22 protein-coding genes are annotated in these 25,230 nt (G+C 33.8%); 6 read left to right on the plus strand and 16 right to left on the minus strand.

Features of this window, described 5'->3' with window-relative positions; all coding sequences use genetic code 11:
* Nucleotides 1–31 precede the first annotated feature (31 nt).
* From L0669_RS22530 to L0669_RS22540, 3 genes are all read left to right on the plus strand, one after another.
* Nucleotides 32–1,084 (plus strand): type II asparaginase, encoded by a 1,053-nt coding sequence (locus L0669_RS22530; RefSeq protein WP_263760079.1) that lies wholly within the window; start codon nucleotides 32–34, stop codon nucleotides 1,082–1,084.
* A gap of 69 nt (nucleotides 1,085–1,153) precedes the next feature.
* Nucleotides 1,154–2,494: an anaerobic C4-dicarboxylate transporter family protein gene (locus L0669_RS22535; RefSeq protein WP_263760080.1), complete on the plus strand. Its 1,341-nt coding sequence runs from the start codon at nucleotides 1,154–1,156 to the stop codon at nucleotides 2,492–2,494.
* A 17-nt stretch (nucleotides 2,495–2,511) separates the two neighbouring features.
* Nucleotides 2,512–3,711 (plus strand): OprO/OprP family phosphate-selective porin, encoded by a 1,200-nt coding sequence (locus tag L0669_RS22540; protein ID WP_263760081.1) that lies wholly within the window; start codon nucleotides 2,512–2,514, stop codon nucleotides 3,709–3,711.
* A 130-nt stretch (nucleotides 3,712–3,841) separates the two neighbouring features.
* Here L0669_RS22540 and L0669_RS22545 read toward each other — a convergent pair whose 3' ends face one another.
* The 5 genes from L0669_RS22545 to L0669_RS22565 form a co-directional block, all read right to left on the minus strand.
* Entirely contained in the window at nucleotides 3,842–5,293 is a 1,452-nt protein-coding gene (locus tag L0669_RS22545) for a TolC family protein (protein ID WP_263760082.1), read from the minus strand.
* Nucleotides 5,286–8,453: an efflux RND transporter permease subunit gene (locus L0669_RS22550; protein ID WP_263760083.1), complete on the minus strand. Its 3,168-nt coding sequence runs from the start codon at nucleotides 8,451–8,453 to the stop codon at nucleotides 5,286–5,288. Before L0669_RS22550 ends, L0669_RS22545 begins: the two co-directional genes overlap by 8 nt.
* Nucleotides 8,454–8,559: 106 nt before the next feature.
* A complete protein-coding gene (locus L0669_RS22555) occupies nucleotides 8,560–9,642 on the minus strand; it encodes an efflux RND transporter periplasmic adaptor subunit (protein ID WP_263760084.1) in 1,083 nt (360 codons plus the stop codon).
* 176 nt (nucleotides 9,643–9,818) lie between these two features.
* Nucleotides 9,819–10,202 carry a hypothetical protein gene (locus tag L0669_RS22560; RefSeq protein ID WP_263760085.1) on the minus strand — a complete coding sequence of 128 codons (384 nt, stop codon included), beginning with the start codon at nucleotides 10,200–10,202 and terminating at the stop codon, nucleotides 9,819–9,821.
* Between the two features lie 259 nt (nucleotides 10,203–10,461).
* Complete coding sequence (locus L0669_RS22565; RefSeq protein ID WP_263760086.1) at nucleotides 10,462–10,866, minus strand: GNAT family N-acetyltransferase; 405 nt, start codon at nucleotides 10,864–10,866, stop codon at nucleotides 10,462–10,464.
* A 177-nt stretch (nucleotides 10,867–11,043) separates the two neighbouring features.
* On the opposite strand from L0669_RS22565, the gene L0669_RS22570 reads away from it, so the two are divergent.
* On the plus strand, nucleotides 11,044–11,607 hold the full coding sequence (locus L0669_RS22570) for a porin family protein (RefSeq protein WP_263760087.1): 564 nt from the start codon (nucleotides 11,044–11,046) through the stop codon (nucleotides 11,605–11,607).
* Nucleotides 11,608–11,658: 51 nt separating this feature from the next.
* Here L0669_RS22570 and L0669_RS22575 read toward each other — a convergent pair whose 3' ends face one another.
* The 6 genes from L0669_RS22575 to L0669_RS22600 all read right to left on the minus strand — a co-directional run bounded on the left by L0669_RS22575 (nucleotide 11,659) and on the right by L0669_RS22600 (nucleotide 17,654).
* Nucleotides 11,659–12,276, minus strand: a complete 618-nt coding sequence (locus L0669_RS22575) for a hypothetical protein (protein ID WP_263760088.1) — start codon at nucleotides 12,274–12,276, stop codon at nucleotides 11,659–11,661.
* Between the two features lie 159 nt (nucleotides 12,277–12,435).
* Entirely contained in the window at nucleotides 12,436–12,834 is a 399-nt protein-coding gene (locus L0669_RS22580; protein WP_425250468.1) for an ACT domain-containing protein, read from the minus strand.
* Between the two features lie 20 nt (nucleotides 12,835–12,854).
* The gene (locus tag L0669_RS22585; protein WP_263760090.1) at nucleotides 12,855–14,726 is read right to left on the minus strand and encodes a M1 family metallopeptidase; all 1,872 of its coding nucleotides are present in this window, start codon (nucleotides 14,724–14,726) and stop codon (nucleotides 12,855–12,857) included.
* Between the two features lie 169 nt (nucleotides 14,727–14,895).
* The gene (locus L0669_RS22590) at nucleotides 14,896–15,507 is read right to left on the minus strand and encodes a hypothetical protein (protein ID WP_263760091.1); all 612 of its coding nucleotides are present in this window, start codon (nucleotides 15,505–15,507) and stop codon (nucleotides 14,896–14,898) included.
* Nucleotides 15,508–15,685: 178 nt separating this feature from the next.
* Nucleotides 15,686–17,266 carry an NADP-dependent glyceraldehyde-3-phosphate dehydrogenase gene (locus tag L0669_RS22595; RefSeq protein WP_263760092.1) on the minus strand — a complete coding sequence of 527 codons (1,581 nt, stop codon included), beginning with the start codon at nucleotides 17,264–17,266 and terminating at the stop codon, nucleotides 15,686–15,688.
* 76 nt (nucleotides 17,267–17,342) lie between these two features.
* Entirely contained in the window at nucleotides 17,343–17,654 is a 312-nt protein-coding gene (locus L0669_RS22600; protein WP_072963814.1) for a rhodanese-like domain-containing protein, read from the minus strand.
* A 627-nt stretch (nucleotides 17,655–18,281) separates the two neighbouring features.
* Between L0669_RS22600 and L0669_RS22605 the strand changes: the two genes are divergently transcribed.
* Together L0669_RS22605 and L0669_RS22610 are read left to right on the plus strand one after the other, a co-directional pair.
* Entirely contained in the window at nucleotides 18,282–18,908 is a 627-nt protein-coding gene (locus L0669_RS22605) for a Crp/Fnr family transcriptional regulator (protein WP_263760093.1), read from the plus strand.
* Nucleotides 18,909–19,255: 347 nt separating this feature from the next.
* Nucleotides 19,256–20,041 carry a sulfite exporter TauE/SafE family protein gene (locus L0669_RS22610; protein ID WP_263763975.1) on the plus strand — a complete coding sequence of 262 codons (786 nt, stop codon included), beginning with the start codon at nucleotides 19,256–19,258 and terminating at the stop codon, nucleotides 20,039–20,041.
* Between the two features lie 99 nt (nucleotides 20,042–20,140).
* Here L0669_RS22610 and L0669_RS22615 read toward each other — a convergent pair whose 3' ends face one another.
* The 5 genes from L0669_RS22615 to L0669_RS22635 form a co-directional block, all read right to left on the minus strand.
* Nucleotides 20,141–20,587, minus strand: a complete 447-nt coding sequence (locus L0669_RS22615; RefSeq protein WP_263760094.1) for a GNAT family N-acetyltransferase — start codon at nucleotides 20,585–20,587, stop codon at nucleotides 20,141–20,143.
* A 256-nt stretch (nucleotides 20,588–20,843) separates the two neighbouring features.
* A complete protein-coding gene (locus L0669_RS22620; RefSeq protein WP_263760095.1) occupies nucleotides 20,844–21,272 on the minus strand; it encodes a hypothetical protein in 429 nt (142 codons plus the stop codon).
* A 278-nt stretch (nucleotides 21,273–21,550) separates the two neighbouring features.
* A complete protein-coding gene (gene cydB, locus L0669_RS22625; protein WP_173969866.1) occupies nucleotides 21,551–22,627 on the minus strand; it encodes a cytochrome d ubiquinol oxidase subunit II in 1,077 nt (358 codons plus the stop codon).
* Nucleotides 22,628–22,629: 2 nt separating this feature from the next.
* Nucleotides 22,630–23,976 (minus strand): cytochrome ubiquinol oxidase subunit I, encoded by a 1,347-nt coding sequence (locus tag L0669_RS22630; protein WP_173969867.1) that lies wholly within the window; start codon nucleotides 23,974–23,976, stop codon nucleotides 22,630–22,632.
* Between the two features lie 272 nt (nucleotides 23,977–24,248).
* A complete protein-coding gene (locus L0669_RS22635; protein ID WP_263763977.1) occupies nucleotides 24,249–24,839 on the minus strand; it encodes an HD domain-containing protein in 591 nt (196 codons plus the stop codon).
* Nucleotides 24,840–25,230 lie beyond the last annotated feature (391 nt).

Genomic DNA, 25,230 nt, shown 5'->3' on the forward strand with positions numbered 1-25,230 from the left:
GAACCCCATATAAATAATTGAAAAATATAATATGAAAAATATTTTAATCGTATTGTTTATGTCATTACTGACAGTATCAATACAGGCACAATCTTCTCAGGAATCTAAAAGAATTATTATTCTGGCGACTGGCGGAACCATTGCAGGTTCTGGAGAATCAGCTACAAAAGCAGCTTATACAGCAGGTAAAGTACCTATTGATGATTTGTTGAATGCAGTACCTCAAATTCATAATTACGGAAAAATTACCGGTGAGCAAATTGCATCAATTGGAAGTCAGGACATGAATATTACTACGTGGCTAAAATTATCCAAAAGAATAAATGAAATTTTTAAAAACAACGAAGCTGATGCTGTTGTTGTAACACATGGAACTGATACTCAAGAGGAAACTGCTTATTTCTTAGACTTAACAGTTATGTATGATAAACCTGTTGTTCTTGTTGGTGCTATGCGTCCTTCTACTGCAATGAGTCAGGATGGAAACAGAAATTTATTAGATGCTGTAGTTGTTGCCGCTTCTCCTGAGAGCCAGACAAAAGGAGTAATAGTAGCCATGGATGAAAAAATTTTTGATGCAAGGGATGTTACTAAAACCAGTACTACAAATTTAGAAACTTTTCAATCCCGAAACTTTGGTCCTCTTGGACTTATCTATGATGGAAAGGTGAAATATTATTATCAGTCTTTACGAAATCCTGTCAAGAAATTTGATGTTACCAAACTGAATTCATTGCCTCAGGTAGAAATCGTATACGGATATGCAGATGCAAATGCCAATAGTGTTTACTGTATCAGCAATTCAGGCCCTAAAGGAATTGTATACGCCGGAATGGGTAACGGAAATTTTAATGCACCTGTTGGGAAAGCACTTGCTGAAGCTTCTAAAAAAGGAATTATAGTTTGCCGTTCTGCGCGTGCAGGTTCAGGTAGAGTAACCTTAGATAACGAAGTTAAAGATGCGGAACTTGGTTTTGTAGTTGCTGACGATTTAAATCCGCAAAAATCCAGGGTTTTACTAATGTTATCCTTAACTGAAACTTCTGACAGAGGTAAAATTCAACAAAATTTCTTTGAATATTAATTAGTATCAAAAAAATTGAAACTAGTTTTTTAATCAAATTAATGAAACCATTAATCTAAAAATAAGAAAATGATTTGGATTGAATTTATAATTCTTATCGGAATGATTCTGATTGGATCACAAATGAAGGGAATTGGTTTGGGTGTTATGGGCATGGTGGGTCTGCTTATTTTTATCATTGTTTTCAAAATGAAACCAACAGATCCTCCGCTGGATGTAATGCTGATTATTATGGCAATTGTAACTACAGCTGCAACTCTGCAGGCTTCGGGAGGACTGGATTACTTAGTGCGATTAGCAGAGAGAATCATTCGAAGCAATCCTTCAAATATTACATTTATCGCACCATTTACAGTATATTTTCTGTGCTTATTTGCAGGAACCGCACATATTGTTTACTCTTTATTACCTATTATTGCTGAGGTATCTGCCAAGAAAAGGATTCGCCCTGAGCGACCATTGAGTATTTCGGTTATCGCTTCTCACGTAGCTTTGACAGGAAGTCCTATGAGTGCCGCGACAGCAGCATTGGTTCTGATTTTAGGCACGCAAGGAGCACTAGTAAATATTATGATGATTTGTATTCCAGCCTGTATCATTGGGTTATTGCTTGGCTGTTTTTCTGTTTTCAAAAAAGGTGTCGAACTCAACAATGATCCTGTTTTTATTGAAAAAATGAAAGATCCTGAATTTGCCAATACAATAAATTCTGGTAATGAAGGAAAGGAAACCGAACTAAAATCGGGTGCCAAAACCGCTGTTTTAATATTCGCCTGCGCCATTGTACTAATTGTAATTGCAGGGGCATTCCCTTCAATTTTACCTCACTTTGAAGCCGGCGAAAAATCGCTTGCTGTCAACGCTGATGGTTCATTAACAATGGTAGCTGTTATTAGCGTTATTACATTAACTGCCTCGGCTGCTATGATGCTGATTACAAAAACCAGTACTACATCAGTTTCTAAAGCAACTTTATTTACCTCCATGGCATCAGCAGTTGTTTCTGTATTTGGAGTAGTCTGGATGAGTTCTACTTTTATGCGTGCAAATAATGATACGATACAACATGCACTAGGAGAAATTGTTTCTCAATATCCCTGGACTTTCGCAATTGCAGTTTTTATTATGGGGGCATTAATGTTTAGTCAGGCAGCCACTACAAAAACAATGATGCCATTAGGAATCGCGTTAGGATTGCCGCCAGCAGCACTAATTGCAATTTTCCCTACTGTTAACAGTGACTTTGTTTTGCCGGGTTATCCTACTCTACTGGCTGCTATCAATTTTGACAGGACAGGAAGTACCAAAATAGGAAAATTTGTTATCAATCATAGTTTCATGATTCCAGGAATAGTAACGATTGCATCAGCTGTAGCAATTGGATTTTTAATAGGTTCCTTTTTATTATAAAATTTAAAAACTTAATTATGAAAAAATATTATATATATTTCCTGATTGCCTTTTTACCCATTATGGCATCAGGACAGACTGATCATATAGAAAAACAAACCAGTGAAGGAAATTTGTTTAAGGATACGATACAACCAATAATCCCGGTTTCAAAACAATCTTTATTACGGGATATTGATGTAATTTTTAATTCAAGAATGGGGTATAACAGTTATTTTACAGATGGTAATCACGATCTTTCGCACTTTAATGTTGATCAGCTAAGATTTGAGATTAAAGGAAAAATTCACGATAAAGTATATTTTAGATTCCGTAACAGGTATACCAGAGATCCTATTCCGGGAAATCTGGACAATATTAGCAGATCTATAGATCTTGCTTTTCTAAGAATTGATTTGTCAAAAAGAACAAATATTTCCGTTGGTAAGTTATGTGCAGACTGGGGAGGCTACGAATTTGATTTTAATCCCATAGATATTTTAACTTATAATGATATTATAGAATATGCAGATAATTTCTTAGTTGGTGCCGGAATTTCACATACTTTAAAAAATGGAAATCACTCATTTTCATTTCAGTTACTGAATTCAAGAACAAAAACTTATGAAGAACAATATGGGAAATCTGCACCGCCAAGTGTTACACCAAGCGAATATCCTTTGGCAATGGTAGGAAACTGGAGAGGGAAATTTTTTGATGGAAAATTTGAAACCACCTATAGTTATAGTTTCTTTAATGAAGCTAAAGGAGCTCATATGAATTACATTGCTCTTGGAAATAAATTTTCGGCAAAGAATTTTGTACTCTACTATGATTTTCAATATAGTAACGAAGGTCTTGACCGTTTAGGAATTGTATCTAATATTATTAGCAGTCAATATCCTTATGCAGCAAAAAAAGCAGTTTATCTCGAAAATTGGATCAGAGCCGAATATTTGGCAACTCCTAAAATCAATTTACTTATGACGGTAATGAGCAGCAATCAATCCTGGAAAGATAATCCGGATGCAAATGCAAACTGCAAATTATCTACTAGTTTCGGGCTTATTCCAACAATACAGTATATGCCTTTTAACGATTTTAATATAAAATTCTATTTAGGATATACTGCCAGAAAGTATAATTATACCAAATATGCCGAAAATACGTTTGGCGTAAAAGATTATAGTACAGGCCTTGTAAGCCTTGGATTCATTGCGCCTTTATTGGTTTTGTAATATAATCTTCAAACTATATAGAAAATGAAAAAATGTAATAATTTGATCAATACATATTTTCATAAAATAAAAAAGAAGCTGCCTCATTACTGAGACAGCTTCTTTTCGTTCTACAAATTAACAGGCAATATTATTTCCAACCGCCGCCTAAGTCTCTATAAACATGGACAGCCGCATTTAATTGTTCTTTTTTAGTATCTACTAATTCCAGTTTCGCTTCTAATGCATCACGTTGAGTCATTAAAACTTCGAAATAATCTACTCGAGCCGATTTAAACAAATCATTAGAAACATCAATAGAAGTATTTAAAGCGTCTACTTGTTTCGATTTAAGATCGTAACCTTTTTGTAAATTATCAATTTTAGAAAGCTGATTCGAAACTTCTAAATAAGCATTTAAAACCGTACGATCGTAATTGTACAATGCCTGAAGTTGTCTTGCATTTGCACTGGCAAACTCTGCTTTGATCGCATTTCTGTTAATCAATGGCGCAGCAAGATCTCCCGCTAAAGAATATAAAATTGATTCCGGAAACGTAAACAAATAAGATGGTTTAAAAGCCTGAACACCTACTGCAGCCGAAATATCCAATGAAGGATAAAACTCAGCACGAGCCACTTTTACATCTAATTTTGCCGCTACCAACTCTAGTTCAGCTTGCTTAACATCAGGACGATTCGCCAATAATTGAGACGGAATTCCTGAACTTACAGCTGCTGGCAATAAACTTAAGAAATTAGTACTAGTAGTTCTTTTGATTTCCTGTGGATATCTACCCAACAAAAAGTTGATTTTATTCTCAGACTCTTTTATTTGTTGCAAAATTCCAAACTCTAAACTTTGTGAAGTTAAAACCTCTGCTTCGAATTTTTTAACTCCTAATTCTGTTGCTCTTGCCGCTTGCTTCTGAATTTTTACAATTTCTAAAGCATTGGTTTGCAATTTGATTGTTTGTTTTACAATATCCAATTGATTGTCTAAAGCCATTAATTCATAATAAGAATCAGCAACTTCGGCAATAAGATTTGTAATTACAAAGTTTTTACCTTCAACCGTAGCTAAATATCTGTTCAAAGCCGCTTTTTTAGAATTGCGTAATTTTTTCCAGATATCCACTTCCCAATTGGCGTAAGCCGAAATAGTAAAATCGCCTAACGGATCTGGTGTTTCTACACCTGGTTTAATTTCTGTAGTAGCATCACCTGCACCCTGACTGGTATATCTACCCACTTTTTCTACTCCAGCTCCGGCACGAACGCCTACTGTTGGTAATAAAAGTCCTTTTTTTACACGAATATCATTCTTAGCGATTTCAATTTCCTGTAAAGTAATATTCAATTCCTGATTGTTCTTTAAAGCAACATCAATCAGGTCTACAAGGTTTTGATCTTTAAAATAATCTTTCCATTGTAAAGCTGAGGTATTACTGTTGGCATCCTGAGTTTGAGCAGTTGTGCCAAACGACTCAGGAACTGGTGTACTGGTTGTAGGAGCTACCTCAGGCGCAGGGGCTTTACACCCCGCAACCGTAAGACATATACCTAATGCAATACCATATTGATATGATTTGAATTTATACATGATTGTTATCAATTTCTTCTGTTAATGGATTTTCTTCTTCATGCTTTACCAATTTATGTTTCTCTGCAATTTTGGCAAAAATGAAATACAAGCCAGGAATTACGAATACTCCACAAATAGTACCTATAAGCATACCTCCGGCAGCAGCAGTACCAATGGTTCTGTTACCAATTTTACCCGGACCTGTAGCAAAAGCAAGCGGCAATAATCCCGCAATAAAAGCAAATGAAGTCATCAAAATAGGACGGAACCTCGCTTTCGCTCCTTCCATTGCAGCTTCAAGTACTGATTTTCCAGCTGCATGTCGCTGTATTGCAAACTCTACAATAAGCACGGCATTTTTACCTAATAAACCAATAAGCATTACCATTGCTACCTGAGCATAAATGTTATTTTCTAATCCTGTTAATTTCAATAATAAAAAAGCTCCAAAAATACCGGCTGGCAAAGAAAGAATTACAGATAATGGTAAAATAAAACTTTCATACTGAGCTGCTAATACCAGGTAAACGAATCCTAAACAAATTAAGAATACCCAAATCGCCTGATTACCCTGAGCAACCTCATCGGCAGAGATACCTGCCCAGTCAATATCATAACCTCTTGGCAATTTTTTAGCTGCAACTTCCTGAATTACTTTAATTGCTGTACCAGAACTATAACCTGCTGCTGCAGAACCACTAATTTGTGTAGAAGTGTACATGTTATGCCTTGTAATTTCAGAAAGTCCGTATACTTTTTCTAATCTCATGAAAGCAGAAAAAGGAACCATTTCGTCACGATTGTTTTTTACATACAACTTTAAAATATCGTCTGGCTGAGCGCGGTATTCCGGAGAAGCCTGAACGATTACTTTATAGTTAATTCCGTATTTAATAAAACTAATTTCGTAGTTACTTCCCACAAGAGTTGACAACGTATTCATGGCGTTTTCGATAGAAACTCCTTTTTGCTGCGCCATATCGTTGTCTACCTTCATCATATATTGAGGGAAACTAGAGCTATAAAAACTGAACACGTTAGATAATTCCGGATGAGTATTTAACTCCTTCACAAAATCATTATTTACCTGCTCCATTTTTTTGTAATCATTAGAACCTGTTTTGTCTAACAAACGAAGCTCAAATCCTCCGGCAGCACCATATCCCGGTACAGCAGGCGGTTGAAAGAATTCGATATTAGCTCCGGCAATGTCTTTTGATTTTTCTTCTAATTCAGCCATGATCTCCAGAACAGAGTGTTTTCTGTCACTCCAGTCTTTCAAGTTAACCAAACAAGTTCCTGAGTTTGAACCTGTACCTTCAGACAAAATTTCATAACCTGCTAATGAAGAAACTGATTTTACTCCATCTACTTTTTCTGCAATTTTTTGCAGTCTTTCGGCAATATTATTGGTTCTTTCTAGTGATGAACCTGGTGGTGTCTGAATAACGGCATAAAACATACCCTGATCCTCATTCGGGATAAACCCTGAAGGAACGCTACTACTAATCAACCATGTTCCGGCACAAAACACAAGAAGTGCAATAATAGTCACAGCTCTTCTGTTTACAATTTTACCTAACAGATCCTGATATTTGCCTTGCGCTAAATTGAATTTATTATTAAAACCATCTATAAATACATTTACAGGTGTTTTCTTTTTAACTTCACCATGATTGTTTTTTAACATCATCGCACAAAGCGCCGGTGTCAAAGTCAAAGCCACAATACCAGACAAGATAATAGCAGTTGCCATAGTTACAGAGAATTGTCTGTAAAATACCCCTACCGGACCGGACATAAACGCAACCGGAATAAATACTGCGGCCATTAAGAAGGTAATCGCAATAATTGCTCCTGCAATTTCGTGCATCGCTTTTTTAGTTGCCTTAAGTGGCGAGAGATGTTCTTCTTCCATCTTGGCGTGAACCGCTTCGATTACCACAATCGCATCATCGACGACGACCCCAATAGCTAACACTAAAGCAAATAATGTGATTAAGTTTAATGAAATATCGAAGAATGTCATAAACACAAACGTACCGATCAAAGATACTGGTACCGCAATTGCCGGAATAACCGTAGAACGCCAGTCACCTAAGAAAAGAAATACCACGATACCTACCAGAATAAAAGCCTCAACGAGCGTATGAATTACTTTTTCGATAGAAGCATCAAGGAATTTAGAAACGTCATATGAAATTTCATAATCCATTCCTTTAGGGAATCTTTGCTTAATTTTTTCCAGTTTAGCTTTTACCTCTTCAATAACCTGATTCGCATTACTACCAAAAGATTGTTTTAATACAATAGCGGCAGATGGTCTTCCGTTTAAGTTCGAATAAATATCATACATCGAACTACCAAACTCAATTTTAGCAACGTCTTTCAAACGTAAAAGTTCCCCGTTGGCGTTTGATTTTACAACGATATTCTCATATTGTTCTTTGGTTGTAAAACGTCCTGAATATTTTAGTACATATTCGAATGCCTGAGAACGTTTACCTGAACTTTCTCCTGTTTTACCCGGAGAAGCCTCCAAACTCTGACTTGATAATGCTTCCATTACTTCATCAGCAGAAACTTTATAAGCCAGCATACGATCCGGTTTTAACCAAATACGCATCGCATATTCACGTGTTCCTAAGATATCTCCTGAACCAATACCGTTTACCCTTTTTAATTCTGAAAGTACGTTGATATCTGCATAGTTGTACAAGAACTTCATGTCGGTATTTTTGTCTGTACTGTAAAGATTCACGTACATCAACATACTTGGTACTTCTCGGGTAATTTTGATACCCTCTCTAATTACCAAAGGTGGTAATTTATTGGTAACCGAAGCTACACGGTTCTGAACGTTAATTGCCGCCTGATTAGGATCTGTTCCTAAGTTAAACACCACTTTTATAGTTGCTTCACCATCATTTCCGGCATCGGAAGCCATGTATTTCATTCCGGGAACTCCATTTAAGGCTCTTTCAAGAGGAATTACAACCGCCTTGATCATCAATTCACCATTAGATCCTGGATAATCTGCGGTAACATTCACCATTGGTGGTGAAATTGTAGGGAATTGTGTAATAGGTAAATTTAATACCGACAATACCCCTAAAAAGACAATGATAAGCGATATTACTATCGACAGTACAGGTCTTTGAATAAATTTATTAAACATTTTATATTTTTTTAATGATTAAACCAAATTGGAGTTTCATAAATGTTTTAGATTTCAAGTTTCAGGTTCAGTGCGAAACTTGAAACCTGAAACTTTAAACAAAAAATTACTCTGCTTTTACGCGCAAATGATTCATTACCTCTTTTGGAGATTGGAATTCATATTTAATTTTGTCATTCTCTTTTACTTTCTGAACTCCTTCAAGTAAAATCTTATCATTTTCAGTAAGTCCGGTTTTAATCACATACAAATCAGGAATTTCGCCTGTAATTGTAATTTCTCTTGAATTTACTTTATTGTTTTTATCGATAACAAAAACATATTTTTTATCCTGAATTTCGTAAGTCGCTTTCTGCGGAATTACGATTGCATTTTTAAGAGGAACTAACATTTGAACTTGTCCGGTTTCACCATTTCTAAGCAATTTTGCTGAGTTAGGGAATCTTGCTCTAAAAGCAATATTTCCGGTTTCATTATTAAATTCACTTTCGATAACTTCTACGTTTCCTTTTTCTTTAAAAGTATCTCCATTAGCTAAAACAAGGCTCACTTTATTGTCAGCACGGTCTTGTACATCTGTTTGATATTGTAAATACTCAGGTTCTGACACGTTGAAGTAAGCAAACATCTGACTGTTGTCTGAAAGACTTGTCAATAATTCGCCTTCATCGATAAGACTTCCTAATTTTAATGGTATACGGTCGATAGTTCCGTCAAACGGAGCTCTTATTTCAGTAAATGACAAATGAAGTTTTGCCAACGCAACTTCAGCTTTTGCAGATTGCAGTTTTGCCTGAGCGACACTTAATTCGTTTTTAGAAACGATATTTTTATCTGCCAGCAATTTTGAATTTTGCAATTCAATTTCTACTGATTTTTGTTCAGCCTGTGCTTTAAGCAATTCAGCCTGATACATGTTTGGCATAATTTTAAACAACAGTTGTCCTTTTTTCACAAACTGTCCTTCATCTACATAAATGTTTTGTAAAAACCCTTTTTCCTGGGCACGAAGTTCGATATTACGAACAGATTTAATTTGCGAAACATACTCCTTTGTAAACGAAGTATCAATTCTAACCGGATTGGTCACGGTGAATTTTTCTGCTTCTTCTTTTTCTTCTTTTTTAGTTGTACAACTAGTAAGGCACACAAGGGCAAATAAGCCTGTGAACAAGATAATTCTTTTCATGATTTTAATGGAAATTAAGCGATTGAATGCTTGGAATACAGTGATTCCTTTAGATGAAAAAATGCATCAGGCAGCCTTTAGTTATAACTTAACTTTCATACAAGAAGAAGTAGAAAAAATATACATCAACAAGATATGCAGGATTACAACTTAGGTAACCGATGTATACTGTTGAATCAAATTCTTAAAACCTGTTGGGTAATGTAAATAGGATTTGACTGGCCACAGAATGGCACGAAGATTTTAAAACGATTGTAATCATTTACAATAGTCTGACTTGAAAAGGAAAGGTACCAATTGTCAAGTAAACTGTAGTTTGTTGCAAAAAACTTATTCGTAAGTCCATCTTTAAGATCATCACTTCCAAGATATTCTTCTTCAAGATCTACATCGGCATCTTCAATGATTGAACTGCCCTGATCCTGATTGGTGAATTTCACTCGGTGCTTTTTCTCAAGAGTATGGTGATGAAAGTTTTGTGGAGTACCCGCATTAAGATATTGCCCTCCGCCAAGCAGAAGCAAATTCATGAATACTAAAAATACTATTAACTTTCTCATTTGGGTGCGAAAGTAATCAAAGTATCGAAACAAAAAAAGATTTTTTTATAAGCTTTAACATTTAATAAAAACGAAAACGTTTTCATTGTTTTATTAAACAGAAATAATATTAAAATTTTATTTTTTCATGCAGAAAAATCATAAAAAAAAGACTGACAATCAGAATCATAGTAAAGAGCAGTTGTAAATGCATCGAAAATTATCAAAATCGCAAATAATTTATAATGCATCTATTATTCGGTAAAACTGATTGATATTTCTACAACAAAACTTCCATTATGGTAAATTCCTGTCCTGATTTTGTGAAAGTTTTATTCGTATCTGTCATTCTAAATTTTTCATAAAATGATTTTTTATTGGTTCTTGCATTACACCAAACTTTTTTTAAATGCTTTTCTTTTGCAAGCTCCAAAATATATTTAAGCAATTGAGAAGCAATTCCTTTTCCCTGAAAATCTTCTAAAGTGGCTAATTTTCTAAACTGCATTTCATCATCTACAATAAAACAAGAAACGATCGAAACCAATTTTTCCTGCTCGAAAGCACCAAAATGCAAACCAAAATTGTCTTCTTCCAGCTTAACAAAATCAAAAGGCTGATCCGGCCACATTACTTCATGCCTGATTTCCCAGGTTTGCGAAGCTTCAATTGCTTTAATTTCCATACATTATTATTTTTTGAAGTATACAAATTTACAGGATTTACAAATCATATTCTTTTAATTAACAATACGCACACTCTATTCATTATCAAAAACATACATCAAATAAATAAGATAAATCATTCTTTTCTAATTAATAATATTTATTTTTATGCTATCTAAAAATAAATATATCCAGTTATGAAAAAGTTCATTTTAGCAGCATTATTATGTATTAGTGCGAATGGTTTTGCACAATTGATACAATTTGGACCTCAATTTTCTTATAATATTACTTCTCCGCTTACAGATGATTTCAGCTCAAAAAGCTCCGGAACTGGATATGGCGTTGCAGGATTTGCACGGGTAAATTTATTGCTTTTTTATGGACAGGCAGAATTTGGTTATGCTAAATCAGAATTTAGTCTTTCGCAAACCGGAATTGGAGAAACTGAATATAAATTATCAGGAACTGATGCAACTCTCCTTCTTGGTTTTAAAGTTGTGCCTTTAGGAAAATTAGGAAATGTTCGAATTTTTGCCGGATATAACTGGAAAAGTTACTCTGATATAAAAGCAAATAACAGTTTGAATTATATTGCATTTGAAAAAAATAACAGCAGTATTCTGGGCGGAGTTGGTGTCGATTTATGGAAACTGACTTTAGATTACAGGTATCTGGCAGGAGTTACAGATCTTGATCCTTCGGGCAGAAATGTAAAAACTGCGGTCTCTAATATCTCATTGGGTTTTAAATTTTTATAAAAACGTCTTGCTATATATAAAAAAAGGTCTTCAAAATGAAGACCTTTTTAATTATTTTACTTTCACATAAAATAGTTCGATATTGTTCGTTTCTATTTTTTCTACCCCATTTTCGTCTTTTTTTGCAATATTAATTACTCGTAGTTCATCTCCACTTTCATTAACTATACAATGCCAGATAGTGCCATCTGATAAAATAATATCAGAAAATCCGGCATCTGACTTTTCTTTGTTGTAGTAAACTAATTTCTCGGATTTAATCTGTTTCTTTTCCTGAGTTTTTTTATTTTTCTCAAAAAACAAAATCTCGTTTTGACTAATTTCCACTAACTCATCAAATTCTTTCTCTGCATAAGAACTCGTTTGGTTGGCTGCCCAAATTGGTTTGTCTCCAATCATTTTCCAAGTTCCCAAGGCCTGATTCATAATACTTTCTCTTAAAATATCTTTTAAAGTATCTACTTTTTTAAGAGACTCCTGGCCTATTTCATTTTCAGGTTTGATTTTTGAAGCAACATAAAACAAATCGATCGCATTTTTAAAATCTGCATTTTTGTAATAAGCAAGGGCTAGCTCATATCTGCTTTTTTGAAAAGCAATTTTCGAATCATTTTGGGCAAAATTTTTAAAAGAGATCAATAAAACAATAAAAAAAAGTTTCTTTTTCATGAATAATGTAGGTTTTTCATTTTTTTGCAAACCTACTTTTTTAATTTGAAACTTTTTTACTCTTAGTTGTATTTATTTTAACAATATAATATTTCGTTTTCTGCAAAAAAAAGAAATGCAAATAAGATTTCTCTAAATCATTCAATAAAAAATTGAGATTTATACTTCGTCAGCAAATGCATTCAAAACTTTCATAGCCTCATTAATATCCTTTTTATTGACAAAAATATGGTCATGATAGTAAGCCGCAACAACATTGCAACTAATATTTTTATCAGAAAGTGCTTTTGAGAATGCTGCTGTTAGGCCAACTGCTTCGAGCGAAGAATGTACTGTAAGTGTTATCCAGGACATAATGATTGTATATTCGAGTTGTAACAGATCGGCAATTTCTTTTTTAACAATTAGTGTAATTGCCTCTTTTTCTTTGAACAGCATTTCAATCTCACTTAAGTTTACATTTTCTAAAGTTTCGACTTTACAAAAAACATAATCGCCCAAAATATGTTCAGGCTTCATACTTTTAAGCAATAGTTCTAAATTTTTCTCTCCGGACATTGTTATATTTTGTAAATCAATTACTTTTTATACCAGCTATTATTGTTCGGCGTTGCATCCATAAAAATTCCGCCATCAAGTACTACTTGTTTGATTTCTTTTTTATTTTTTAAAGCTATTGTTGTACGTTTTTGATTCGCTTGCCAAACAGCCGGAGTTTGGTGCAGTGTTTCTGTTGTATTGTCTTTGTACGTAACAACTACATCAAACGGAACAGCGAAACCTCCATCATTCTCTACCGAGACCATATTTTTGGCAACATTTTTAACAGAAAGATCAATATAGTTATTAGTGAAAAACCAGTTATTAAAAAACCAATTCAGATTTTGTCCAGAAGCTGTATTTATAGCATTAAAATAATCCCACGGAATTGGGTGCTTACCATTCCAGTTATCCATATAGGCATGCAATGATTTTTTGAACAAATCATCTCCCAGCAAATCTTTTAGAGCCAAATAAGAAAGGGAGGCTTTTCCGTATGAATTATTGCCATAACCTGAATCTGACAACTGTGTAGACATGGTAATAATTGGCTGATCTTCTTCTGTTGAGGAATCATTGATGTATTGTTGCACCCTAAACTCTTTGTAAAATTTATCAGTTGCTTCTTTTCCGTGTTCGGCAATTCCAATTAAATATTCAAAAGTTGTCGCCCAGCCTTCGTCCATAAAAGCATAACGCGTTTCGTTGATTCCCATATAAAAAGGAAAATAAGTATGGGCTACTTCATGATCCTGAACCAATTGTGCAAAAACAGGATCTCCCATTTGAGAATCATTGCACATCATAGGATATTCCATATCGGCAAAACCCTGAAAAGCTGTCATTTTAGAAAATGGGTATGGAACTCCCGGCCAATTATTAGAAAAGTAATCTAAAGCGTATTGGTTGTTTTTTATGGAGTTTACAAAATCAGTTCCTTTTATATCATAAGCTGCCTGAACACTTGCGCGACGATTTGTTTTTTTATCGACCAAAACGCTGCTGGCATCCCATAAATAATGATCGCTTAAAGCAAAACAAACATCTGTTATGTTCTTAGCTTCAAATTTCCAAACATTCCAGTCGCTTTGTTTTGTAACAACACCACTTTTCATTTCCTGCTCATTTGCTATATGCAAAATTTCGTCTGTTATGTATGACTTTTTTAAACGTGAAGCAAACTCAGGTTGCAAAACCTCATCCGGATTTAATAAATCTCCTGTTCCGTAAACCACATAATTTTTAGGTGCTTTTACAGAATAAGTATAATCATTAAAATCATTATAAAACTCCTGACCAGATGTATGCGGCAAATCATCCCACCTATTGTAATCATCAAAAACAGAAACACGAGGATAACTGTAAGCCACAAAAAAGGTGGTTTTATCGATTTGTCCTTCTCTCCCGCTTACTTCTGATAATGGATAATTCCAATCGATATCAATTGTAATTTTAGAATGTGGACGCATAGGTTTTTTCATTTTTACGATTCCTACTGTTCCCCAGTCTTTTCCATCTTCTTTGTAGACTTCGCCTTCAATTTTTAAAGCCGTAATCGTTAAACCATCAGTAAAAAAACCATCACTATTTTGTACCGCTCTTTGCGAAGTTTTTTTATGAATATTATTTACAAATCTAATTCGTAAATTTTTTAAAGTATCATTACTGTTATTTTCATATACAATAGTTTCCGTTCCGCTAACGACTTTCGTATCGGCATTTACGCTCATTGCAATGTTATAATTTCCATGATTTTGCCAATAGTTTTTACCGGGTTTACCATCCATAGAGCGAACTCCGCTAGAATAGGACTTCTTAATATTTCTTGGCATGTAAAGTTCTTGTGCAAAACTATTTTGCACTAAAAATAAAAAAGCTATTAATAGCAATTGAGGGGATTTTTTTTTCATAATTCGTTTTAAGATTGATGATTAATACTGATTATGATATTAGTGGTTGTTTTTGTTTTAAAGTTACAATTCACTATAAAATTATACTAATTCAAATAAAAAAACATCTAACCCTTAAAAATAAAAAGATATTTTTAAATATTAAAACAAGATTATTACACCCATTACCTTATTTAATTCTACTATAATAAGCCTCCTTATTATCTATATCAATCACTTCTCTTCCTGAAGAAGTTACATTACCGGTATGAATTATACGAAGACCATTTAAAGATTCGTCTACGATATAAGTCCATAATTCTTTCTCTGAATTTACCATTTCTGTAACAGAATTGTTACTATCAAACCCATCATAGAATTCAATTTTATCTGTTTTAATCAGTTTGGTTTCCTTTGTTTTTATATTTTTTACATAATAAGCAATTTCCTGATTGGTAATTACCATCAAAGTATCATTGAGTTTGTTCTTTTCTGAATCTTTACGAATCCAAATTGGTTCATTACCATTTAGATTCCATGTTCCGACTATTTTATTGATGAGGTTTTCTCTAGCAATGGGTTTAAGTAAATCGATTTTATTTTTAGACTTTTTGCCAATTTCTGATTCGGGATTAATTTTATAGGCAAATAAAAGAGGTTCAATAGCTTTATTATATTGTTTTTTTTGAAAGTAAGATAACCCTAAAATATATTTATTTTCCTGAAGCCATATTTTTTGATCATTTTGAGACCAGGAGTTTAGGGCAAATAAGAGAAGAAAGGTAATTGTAATTTTTTTCATTTTAAACTTCATTTTTTATTAATTAAAAATGTAGTAAAATTAATACAATAAATTTATTCAGCAAGAAAATACATTAAATTTATTCAGCAAGAAAATACATTAATATATTAAAAAGAAAAACCGCCTGATTCTAAAATAGAAAGAGACGGTATCTACAATTAATATATAACCTTGATTACTACAAAATATAATCGGTATTAATAAAATTAGATTCTTTGCTGTTAAGCAATTCCTGCAAAATTTCATTATTATAATCGATATCTTTTGAAGCTACAAACGTACGTATTGAGAATGAACGTAAAGCATCAGGAATACTCAAAGTTCCTACAGCCGAATCTTTACGACCTGTGAACGGGAATGCATCCGGACCTCTCTGGCAAGAACTGTTAAGATTTACTCTACACACTAAATTTACCAAAGCATCGATAAGCGGTGCTAAAGTTTTGATATCTTTCCCGAATAAACTTACTTGTTGACCGTAGTTTGATTCGGCCATATCTTCTAGTGGCTCATCAATATCTTTAAACGAAATAATTGGCACTACGGGTCCAAATTGTTCTTCGTGATACACGCGCATATCTTTATTAACAGGATACAAAACTGCAGGGAAAATATAATTCTCTGTATGTTTTCCTCCTTTTTCGTTCAATATTTTTGCACCTTTACTTGTTGCATCATCAATTAATCCCTGAATATAATTTGGTTTTTCAGTCTCAGGAAGCGGTGTCAAAGAAGCTCCTTTTTCCCATGGATTTCCAAATACTAAACCATCAACTTTTTCAGAAAAACGTTTGTTGAATTCCTCGACAATTGATTCATGCACATAAAGCACTTTTAAAGCTGTACAACGTTGCCCGTTGAAAGACAAAGATCCTGCAATACATTCCTGAATTGCCAAATCTAAATCGGCATCTGGTAAAATAATCGCCGGATTTTTAGCTTCTAAACCTAAAATCAAACGTAACCTGTTTTTATTAGGATGTTGATCCTGCAATGCAATCGCAGATTTACTGTTTCCAATTAATGCCAAAACATCAATTTTTCCTGATTTCATGATAGGCGAAGCTACTTCGCGGCCTCTACCATAAACAATATTGATAACACCTTTTGGGAAACTGCTTCTAAAAGCTTCTAACAATGGCGAAATACATAAAACCCCATGTTTAGCAGGTTTAAAAATCACTGTATTTCCCATAATCAATGCCGGGATCAACAACGAAAAAGTTTCATTAAGAGGGTAATTGTAAGGTCCCAGACACAATACAACCCCAAGAGGTCCACGACGAATCATAGCGTTTACACCTTGTACTTTTTCAAAATGTGAGCTACGTCCGTTTAATTCTTTATAACTGGCAATAGTATCATAAATATATTCAACTGTTCTGTCAAATTCTTTTTGCGAATCGCCAAGGTTTTTTCCAATTTCCCACATCAAAAGTTTCACCACTTCTTCGCGGGTTTCCTTCATTTGCTTTACGAAATTTTCCATGCATTTGATACGATCAACCACTTTCATAGTTGGCCATAATCCCTGACCTTTATTATAAGCACCATTTGCAGCTTCAACTACTTCTGCAGCTTCTTTTTCAGCCATAAAAGGAATCGATCCTAATAATGTTGGAGTGTATTTTTCTGTAGATGAAATAGTCGAAAACACAGGAGTAGTTTGTCCTGTCCATTGTTTTAATTCGCCATTTACAAGATAAGTATCTTGATTTATTAAGTTTTTAATCTGGTACTCTTCCGGTATTAAACTCATAATCTGGTAATTTTATGTTTGGTTATTAATAGTTTATAAAAGAAAAAAGAGGCTCTTTGCGCCTCTTTAAATGTTATTATGGATTTATGGTTTCGCCTTCCCAGTCCAGTATTCCGCCAAGCAAGTTGTAGGCATTATTAATACCTAACTCGTTCATAATCTGACATGCTTTAGCACTTCTGGCTCCAGAACGGCAATACACATAATAATTTTTATTTTTATCAAGTTCTTCGATTTCATAAATAAAACCCTGACCTTTATTGATGTCAATATTTACGGCATTTTCGATATAACCGTCATTAAATTCGTCTTCAGTTCTTACGTCCAGTATAACTGCATTCTCGTCAGCAGCAAGCTGATTAACCCAATCTTCTTGTGATAAATTCATAGTATCTGTTTTTTGTAAAATTACGACGTTTCTATTAATTAAAAACGTGCTCAATGCGATTTCGATTATTATTCTCAGAAAACGTTTTAGAGAAAGTATTATAATCAGTGAAATACAAATTTACTTACTATTTTTAAAATTACAGTCTATAAAATCGATAGAAAATAGGATATCATCATTTTCATAAAATGCATCTTAAATATAGTTTTCTGACAATTAATACGATTTCAATCTGCTATCTTTACATCTAATTGTGCACTTTAATCTTAATTTGATAAAAAAGCGAGTCACGAATATTTTTTTGCCACAGATTAAAATGATGAAAATGATTAAAATTGTTTGCCACGAATTGCATTAATTTTCACTAATTCATTAAGCTCAAATTATTTTTTTGCCACAGATTAAGTGATTATAATGAGTAAAAATGTTTGCCACGAATTGCACTAATTTTCACGAATTTAGTATGCTGAAATTTATTTTTTGCCACAGATTAAGTGATTATAAAGATTAAATATTCGCAACAAATAATTAGTGAAAATTTGTGAAATTCGTGGCAAAAAAAATAAAATCTGTGCAAACCAGTTCAAACCGTAAAATCCGTGGCCCAATAATTACAACATTAAAACCATGCAAAATTCACTTAAAAATATATTCCCAAATTTCTCTACCGAACTAATTTCGACGATCGAAGAAAACGGAAGCCTGCAAGATTTTGAAGCCGGAACGATATTAATGCGAACCGGACAATACATAAAAAATACTGTTTTAATTACAAAAGGAAAAATCAAAATCTATCGTGAGGGCGAAGATGGCGGTGAATTTTTAATGTATTATCTACAACCGGGGCAAGCCTGCGCCATTTCGATGATTTGCACCGCCAAAAGCGAAAAAAGCCAAATCATGGCAAAAGTAGTCGAAGATGTTACGGTTATGATGATTCCGCTGCAAATGATGGACAAGTGGATGATGGAACACAGATCCTGGTACGAATTTGTAATCGAAACCTACAGAAGCCGATTCGAAGAAGTACTGGAAGTAGTCGATAATATCGCGTTCCGTTCTATGGACGAGCGTTTAGAATTTTACTTAAAAAGACATTCTGATGCCTGCGGTTGTCAGGAAGTAAATCTTTCACATCAGGAAATCGCAACCGAATTAAATACCTCAAGAGAAGTCATATCCAGATTACTCAAAAAAATGGAACAACGAGGCTTGGTCAAACTTAATAGAAACCAAATTGAACTTTTAAGATAGTTTTTTTGCCCACAGATTTTACGGATTAAACGGGTTTACGCTGGTTTTTTTTTACCATTAAGATATTAAGGTTATTAAGACTAACTACTTAATTCTCTTTATTATGAATTAAGATAAAGAAGCTAAACTTAACTTTCTTAATATCTTAATGGTAAAACTATTTTACAGATAAACATTGTCACTGACAAACAGAGCTTTCAAATTCAAGAAAAAATAAAAAATCTGTGCCAATCCGCTTAACCCGTAAAATCCGCGGGCCAATAAATCGGTACTAAAAATTTCCTTATGTGATAAATGTTACTGTAGATTTCTTTTTATCCAAGCACCTTTGCATCAAAACAAATGCAATGGAATATTTAGGTTATTTTGCTTCGATTATTATCGGGATTTCGCTGGGCTTAATTGGCGGAGGCGGATCGATCTTAACCATTCCAATTTTAGTGTATTTATTCAAAGTAAATCCTGAACAAGCCACATCGTATTCTTTATTTATAGTAGGACTAACTGCTATGTTTGGAAGTTACAGCCATTATAAAATGGGAAATTTAAAACTAAAATCGGCATTGTATTTTGCCATTCCGTCGGTAATTTCTATCCTGATTATTCGCGAAGTTATTTTTCCTCAAATTGCTTCCACCCTATTTTCTATCGCTTCCTATTCAGTTTCAAAAGATTTTCTGATCATGATTATCTTCTCCATATTAATGATTACGGCTGCAATCTCCATGATCAAAAAAAATCAACCCGAAATAAAAACAACCGAAACCAATTACACACAATTAAGTATAATAGGCTTTATTGTGGGCATCATAACCGGATTTCTGGGTGCCGGCGGAGGATTTCTTATTATTCCTGCCCTATTGTTTTTTGTCAATTTACCCATGAAACAGGCCGTAGGAACATCATTATTAATCATTACCATCAATTCATCAATAGGTTTTGGAGGCGATTTATACATTGGCACACCCATAAATTATCCCTTTTTATTAAGCGTTTCAGCAATGGCACTTTTAGGAATGTTAATCGGGAGTCAGCTTTCTAAAAAAATCGACGGTACAAAACTAAAACCCATTTTTGGCTGGTTTGTACTCCTAATGGGATTTTATATTATTACAAAAGAGGTTTTATTTTAATTTTTTATTGTAAATCAATCTTTGTCAAAGTTTAAAACTTTGACAAAGATTAAAGCTAACAAAAATGAGGAAACACTACTGCTTCCCCATTCTCTATTTTTACTTCCACCAATGGTAATAATTATGCAAACCGTCATATTCAAACCCGCAACGCGGATATAACTGATTACCAATATCATTAGTCTTTTCTGTTTCCAGCATCAAACCACAAGCATTTGTTTCCTCGCACCATTGTTTGCTACGATCAATTAATGCTACCGAAAGCCCTTTTCCTCTATAATCAGGATGTACAAAAAGATCACTTAACAACCATTGTTTTTGCAATTTTGTATAATGAAACAATTTATAAAGCTGCACAAAGCCCACCGCTTTTCCTTCCGCAATTGCTAAAAAAATATCAGACTCGTTATTTAGCAATCGATCTTTAAGAAATGCTTTTCCTTTTTCTACATCAGATTCCTGACGGTAAAAAACACGATAAAGATTAAAAAGTTCAGCTGCTTCATTAAGATCTTCAATACTCGCTTTTTTGATTTGGTAATTCATTGTTTGAAATATTTAGATTAAAAAGCGAAAGTATTGCAAAGAACAAACTCACCTATAGTCCAGTTTATATAAAACCAGGCCATCCAGTATTGTAAACCTCTAAGCTGGAGTTTTTAATACATACAAAGTATATTTTTTTGGGCGTTCCCTCCGGTCGGGCTATCCGCTAAATTCCCGATTAACAAAAACTACGGCTAAAAAGCCTTGTTTTTCTAAATCGGGAGATACCGCTACTATCCCTAACGCAAATCTCGGGTTAAAAGAACTTTTCAATTTTCAAACCTTCTAATTGTAATACCTTACTTACAGCATTAATCAATCCAATTGAAGCCTTTCCTGTTTCCATTTGAAAATCATATCGCCTGCCGGAAACATCAACTATACTAAAGACCGATAATTCAGGTTTATCAATCTTCCCTTTAAAGTTACCGTAATTGATATTTTTTATATCTTCAAAATAAATGATCTGCACTTCGTTTTCTGTTTCAATTATACGACGAGTTGTAATAATTGTTTTAGCATTTGGACTATTGATTTCAAAAATTGGTAATTCGCCATCTTCAAGATCAAATGTAACAGATTGGTTTCCTATATGAATTTTAGAATAAATCCATTCTTCTGGATTCATTACTTTCCTATAAATAGCGGCACTTACAATATTTTTAATCGATGTATCTGTTTTCATATTATTTTGCATTGCTTTCAACTTCAGCTATAAACAAACAAATTAATAAAACACAAGCTCTTTTTACAAGATACGTTTTACATTTTTTAAAGAATCTTTGTCAAAGTTTAAAACTTTGACAAAGATCTCAAACAATATAAAACAGTTCCGCTAAAGCAATTATTCATAAAATAAAAAAGCCGTTGGCTAAAAACCAACGGCTAATCATATAATTCATTCGTGAAATTTGTGTAATTGCTTCGCCTGTTCGCTATCGCTCGGGTCGTGACTAAAAACCATTAATGCTCTCCATACCCAACATCATCCATTTTACCACTAAAAACGCGGTATTGAATAATAAAATAAATAATCACCAGAAACAAAGCAATAAAGAACCAGTTCAATCCAGCATTTAAGCCATATTCATGAGCGGCTGTATTGTAAATCGTTAACGACGGATTTACATTATTGGTCGAAGGCAAAACATTTGGAAAAATCGAAACGGCTGTTGAGGCAAACCCGCCAACTAGGAATAAAGTCGAAAACAAAAATCCCATTCCGTCTTTTTGCCACGAGCGTACTTTAAACAAACCTAAAATTCCAACGAAAGTCATTAATGGAAAAAACCAAAGAATCGGATTTTCGACAAAATTATGAAACGGTTTAGGTTCTATAAAATGCCAGATTTGCAACGAAATACAAACCAAGACCAATAAAACAATATTCAGTTTGAAAACTACATTTTTTAGTTTTGGATTCAAAGACGAATTCGTTTTATAAATAATCCAGTTTGCGCCGTGAATTGTTAAAGCCACAACGCTTACAATCCCTAAGAAAAGCGTAAACCAATCTATAATTCCTAATTCATTTGCTTGCGGACTAAAAGTAGGATTCCATAAAGGCAAAAAGAAATAATGCGCCTCTTGCGTCGAAACGCCGTTGGTTACCATTCCAAGATTTACCCCACGAACGATATTTCCTAAAGCAATTCCAAAGAATAATGCCAGAAGCAAACTCGCGATCCCGAAAGCTTTATCCCAAATGGCTTCCCACATGGGGTGATGTACTTGTCCGCGCATTTCTAAACCTATCGCGCGGAAAATTAAAAGCCATAAAATCATGATCAATGGCAAATAAAATCCGCTAAAAGAAGAAGCATATAAAGTAGGGAAAGCGAAGAATAAAACTCCTCCGGCAGCAATAATCCAAACTTCATTGGCATCCCAAAACGGACCAATTGCACTTGTAATTGCTTTTTTATCTTTCTCGTTTTTAGCTAAAAATAAATGAATAATTCCTGCTCCAAAATCGTAACCGTCTAATACAATATAAACGGCCAGAATTCCCATTAAAACAACGTACCAAAAAAATTCCATAATTATATTTTTTCTGAATTCAGTTCAACATTATGAGGTCCTTTATTGATGATTTTTCCAATCAAAAGCAAAAACAACATTCCAAGTAATAGATACAATCCTATAAAACCTAATAAAGTAAACAAGGTATTTCCGGATGAAACCGTTGGCGACGCGCCTGCTGTAGTTCGCATTAAATTATAAACCAGCCAGGGTTGTCTTCCTAATTCGGCCGTGTACCAACCTGTGGTATTGGCGATATACGGAAATGGCATCATAAACATCAACGACCATAAAACCCATTTGGTTTCGAATAATTTCTTTCTGCAAAGCTGAAAAACGGCAAAAGCCATCAAACCTATAAATATGGTTCCGAGTCCCACCATAATATGATACGCGTAATACAAACCGGAAATATTAGTTGGATGCAAGTCTTCATCAAACTGATCTAAACCTTTTATTTCCTCATGCCAGCTTCCGTAAGTCAGGAAACTCAGGATATTAGGAACGGCAATTTTATTGTCTAGTTTTTTGTCTTTTACGTCGGGTTGTCCAATTAAAACAATTTCAGAACCTTTCTTTTCAGTATGAAAAATTCCTTCCATTGCAGCAAAAGTTACAGGTTGGTATTTCACAACATTTTTCGCCAATAAATCCCCTGTAGGAACGGCAACAATAACACTTGAAATCAATCCGAAGATTACACCGGTTTTCAGGAATATTTTCCCAAAAGCAACATTCTTTTTACTCAGGATATAAAAAGCTCCAATTCCGGCCACAACAAAAGAACTTGTCACCAAAGAAGCTGCCTGATTGTGTAAATACGAAGGCCATAACCACGGATTCAGGAATAAAGCTTTAAAATTCGTCAGAACAAATTTTCCGTTCTCGAGAATTTCGTAACCTACCGGGTTTTGCATCCAAGAATGTGTCGCTATAATAAGGTATCCGCTGGCCCAAGAACCAATCATAATTAATAATCCGGTTACAAAATGCCATTTATGTCCAATTATTTTTTCTCCAAACAAAAAGATTCCCAGAAAAGAAGATTCTAAGAAAAAGGAGAACATTCCTTCCATTGCAAGAGTCTGTCCGATGATTCCGCCTGTTAGTTCAGAGAATTTTGCCCAATTGGTTCCAAACTGAAACTCCATTGGGATTCCGGTTACAACACCCATCGCAAAATTCAAAGCGAAGATTTTCATCCAGAAATGAGTGGCGTGATTGTATTGATCGTCTTTAGTTCGTAGATATTTCCATTTAAAATAAACAATGATCAGCGAAAGACCCATTGTAAGTTGCGGAAAAAGATAATGAAAAGTAATTGTGAAGGCGAATTGCATTCGGTCATAAAAAAGCATTTCTTCCATAGTGGTGATATTATTTATGAAGTCTCCTCAAATTTACCCATTAAAACCTGAATTCCCTGCCTTTAAAAGAAGTTTTTTCTTTTTCAAACCATATAAGTTATATCAGAAAAATAAGCTTAGTCTTAATTACAAAAGGCTAAACATAATGCAATAAAAAAAATCTTTTAATACATTTAATATAAATTTAAAATTCGCAAAACCTAAAATAAACCTATATCACTTATAGGGCAAAATTGACATTTATTTACAAACCTGGAATATTTAGAAATTAATTACTTTTTCAAAATTCCCTTTGCTACACTTTCGTTGATTAATCCTTCGGCGTAATTCCATATTGTTTGAGAACCTTCTTTCATGATGCTCTTTTTCTCATAAACCTTACTGTAAGGCACATCAAATTCTTTCCAGGTTCCTCCATTATTCGATGTGTTTTGCAATAAAGGTTCTAATCTGTCCATTGATCTTGCAAATTTCGCTTCGTTCGTTTCTCCGGCTTCAAATTCTTCCCAAATGGCAATAAAATCCTGAGCTTGTTTTTCAGGAAGCAAACCAAAAATTCGATTCGCCGCTAATCGTTCTTCATCAGTATTATCGTGATTTAACTGAGAATCGTACAAAAAGATATCTCCGGCATCGATTTCTACAATATCATGAATCAAAACCATTTTTACCACTTTTAGAACATCAATTGGTTCGTTTGAATGTTCGGCCAAAACAATCGCCATCAAAGCCAGATGCCAACTGTGTTCTGCATCATTTTCACATCTGTCACTATTAAACAGCTTCGTTTTTCGCTGAATATATTTTACTTTATCAATCTCTTTAATAAAAGCAATCTGATTCAATAAATCTTCTGTGTTCATATCCATAATTTTCGTCAGATGTAAAATTACGTAGATTTTTTTTCTCACCATATAAGTGATGTTGCAAAACCAACTATCTTTTTTTTCTAAACCATATAAGTTATATAAGTTCATTTTAGCCTTAAGCATATTAAACCAAATCTTAAATTTTCTTATAAAACTTATATGGTGAAACCTTCAAAATTTTAAACCATATAAACTATATAAGTTCATTTTAGTAAAACCTAAGATTAGACAAAAACTTAAATTCCTTATATCACTTATATGGTGAAATCGGCCCCTCTAGCTTTAATTTATTAGGCATGTTTTAAATTTCCTATGGGGTTTATATGGTAAAATGATCCAAGGTTTTTTTACACAAAAATCAAATTTGTGTAACATTAGTCACCTA

The sequence above is a fragment of the Flavobacterium bizetiae genome (assembly GCF_024271895.1).
GTDB lineage: Bacteria > Bacteroidota > Bacteroidia > Flavobacteriales > Flavobacteriaceae > Flavobacterium > Flavobacterium bizetiae.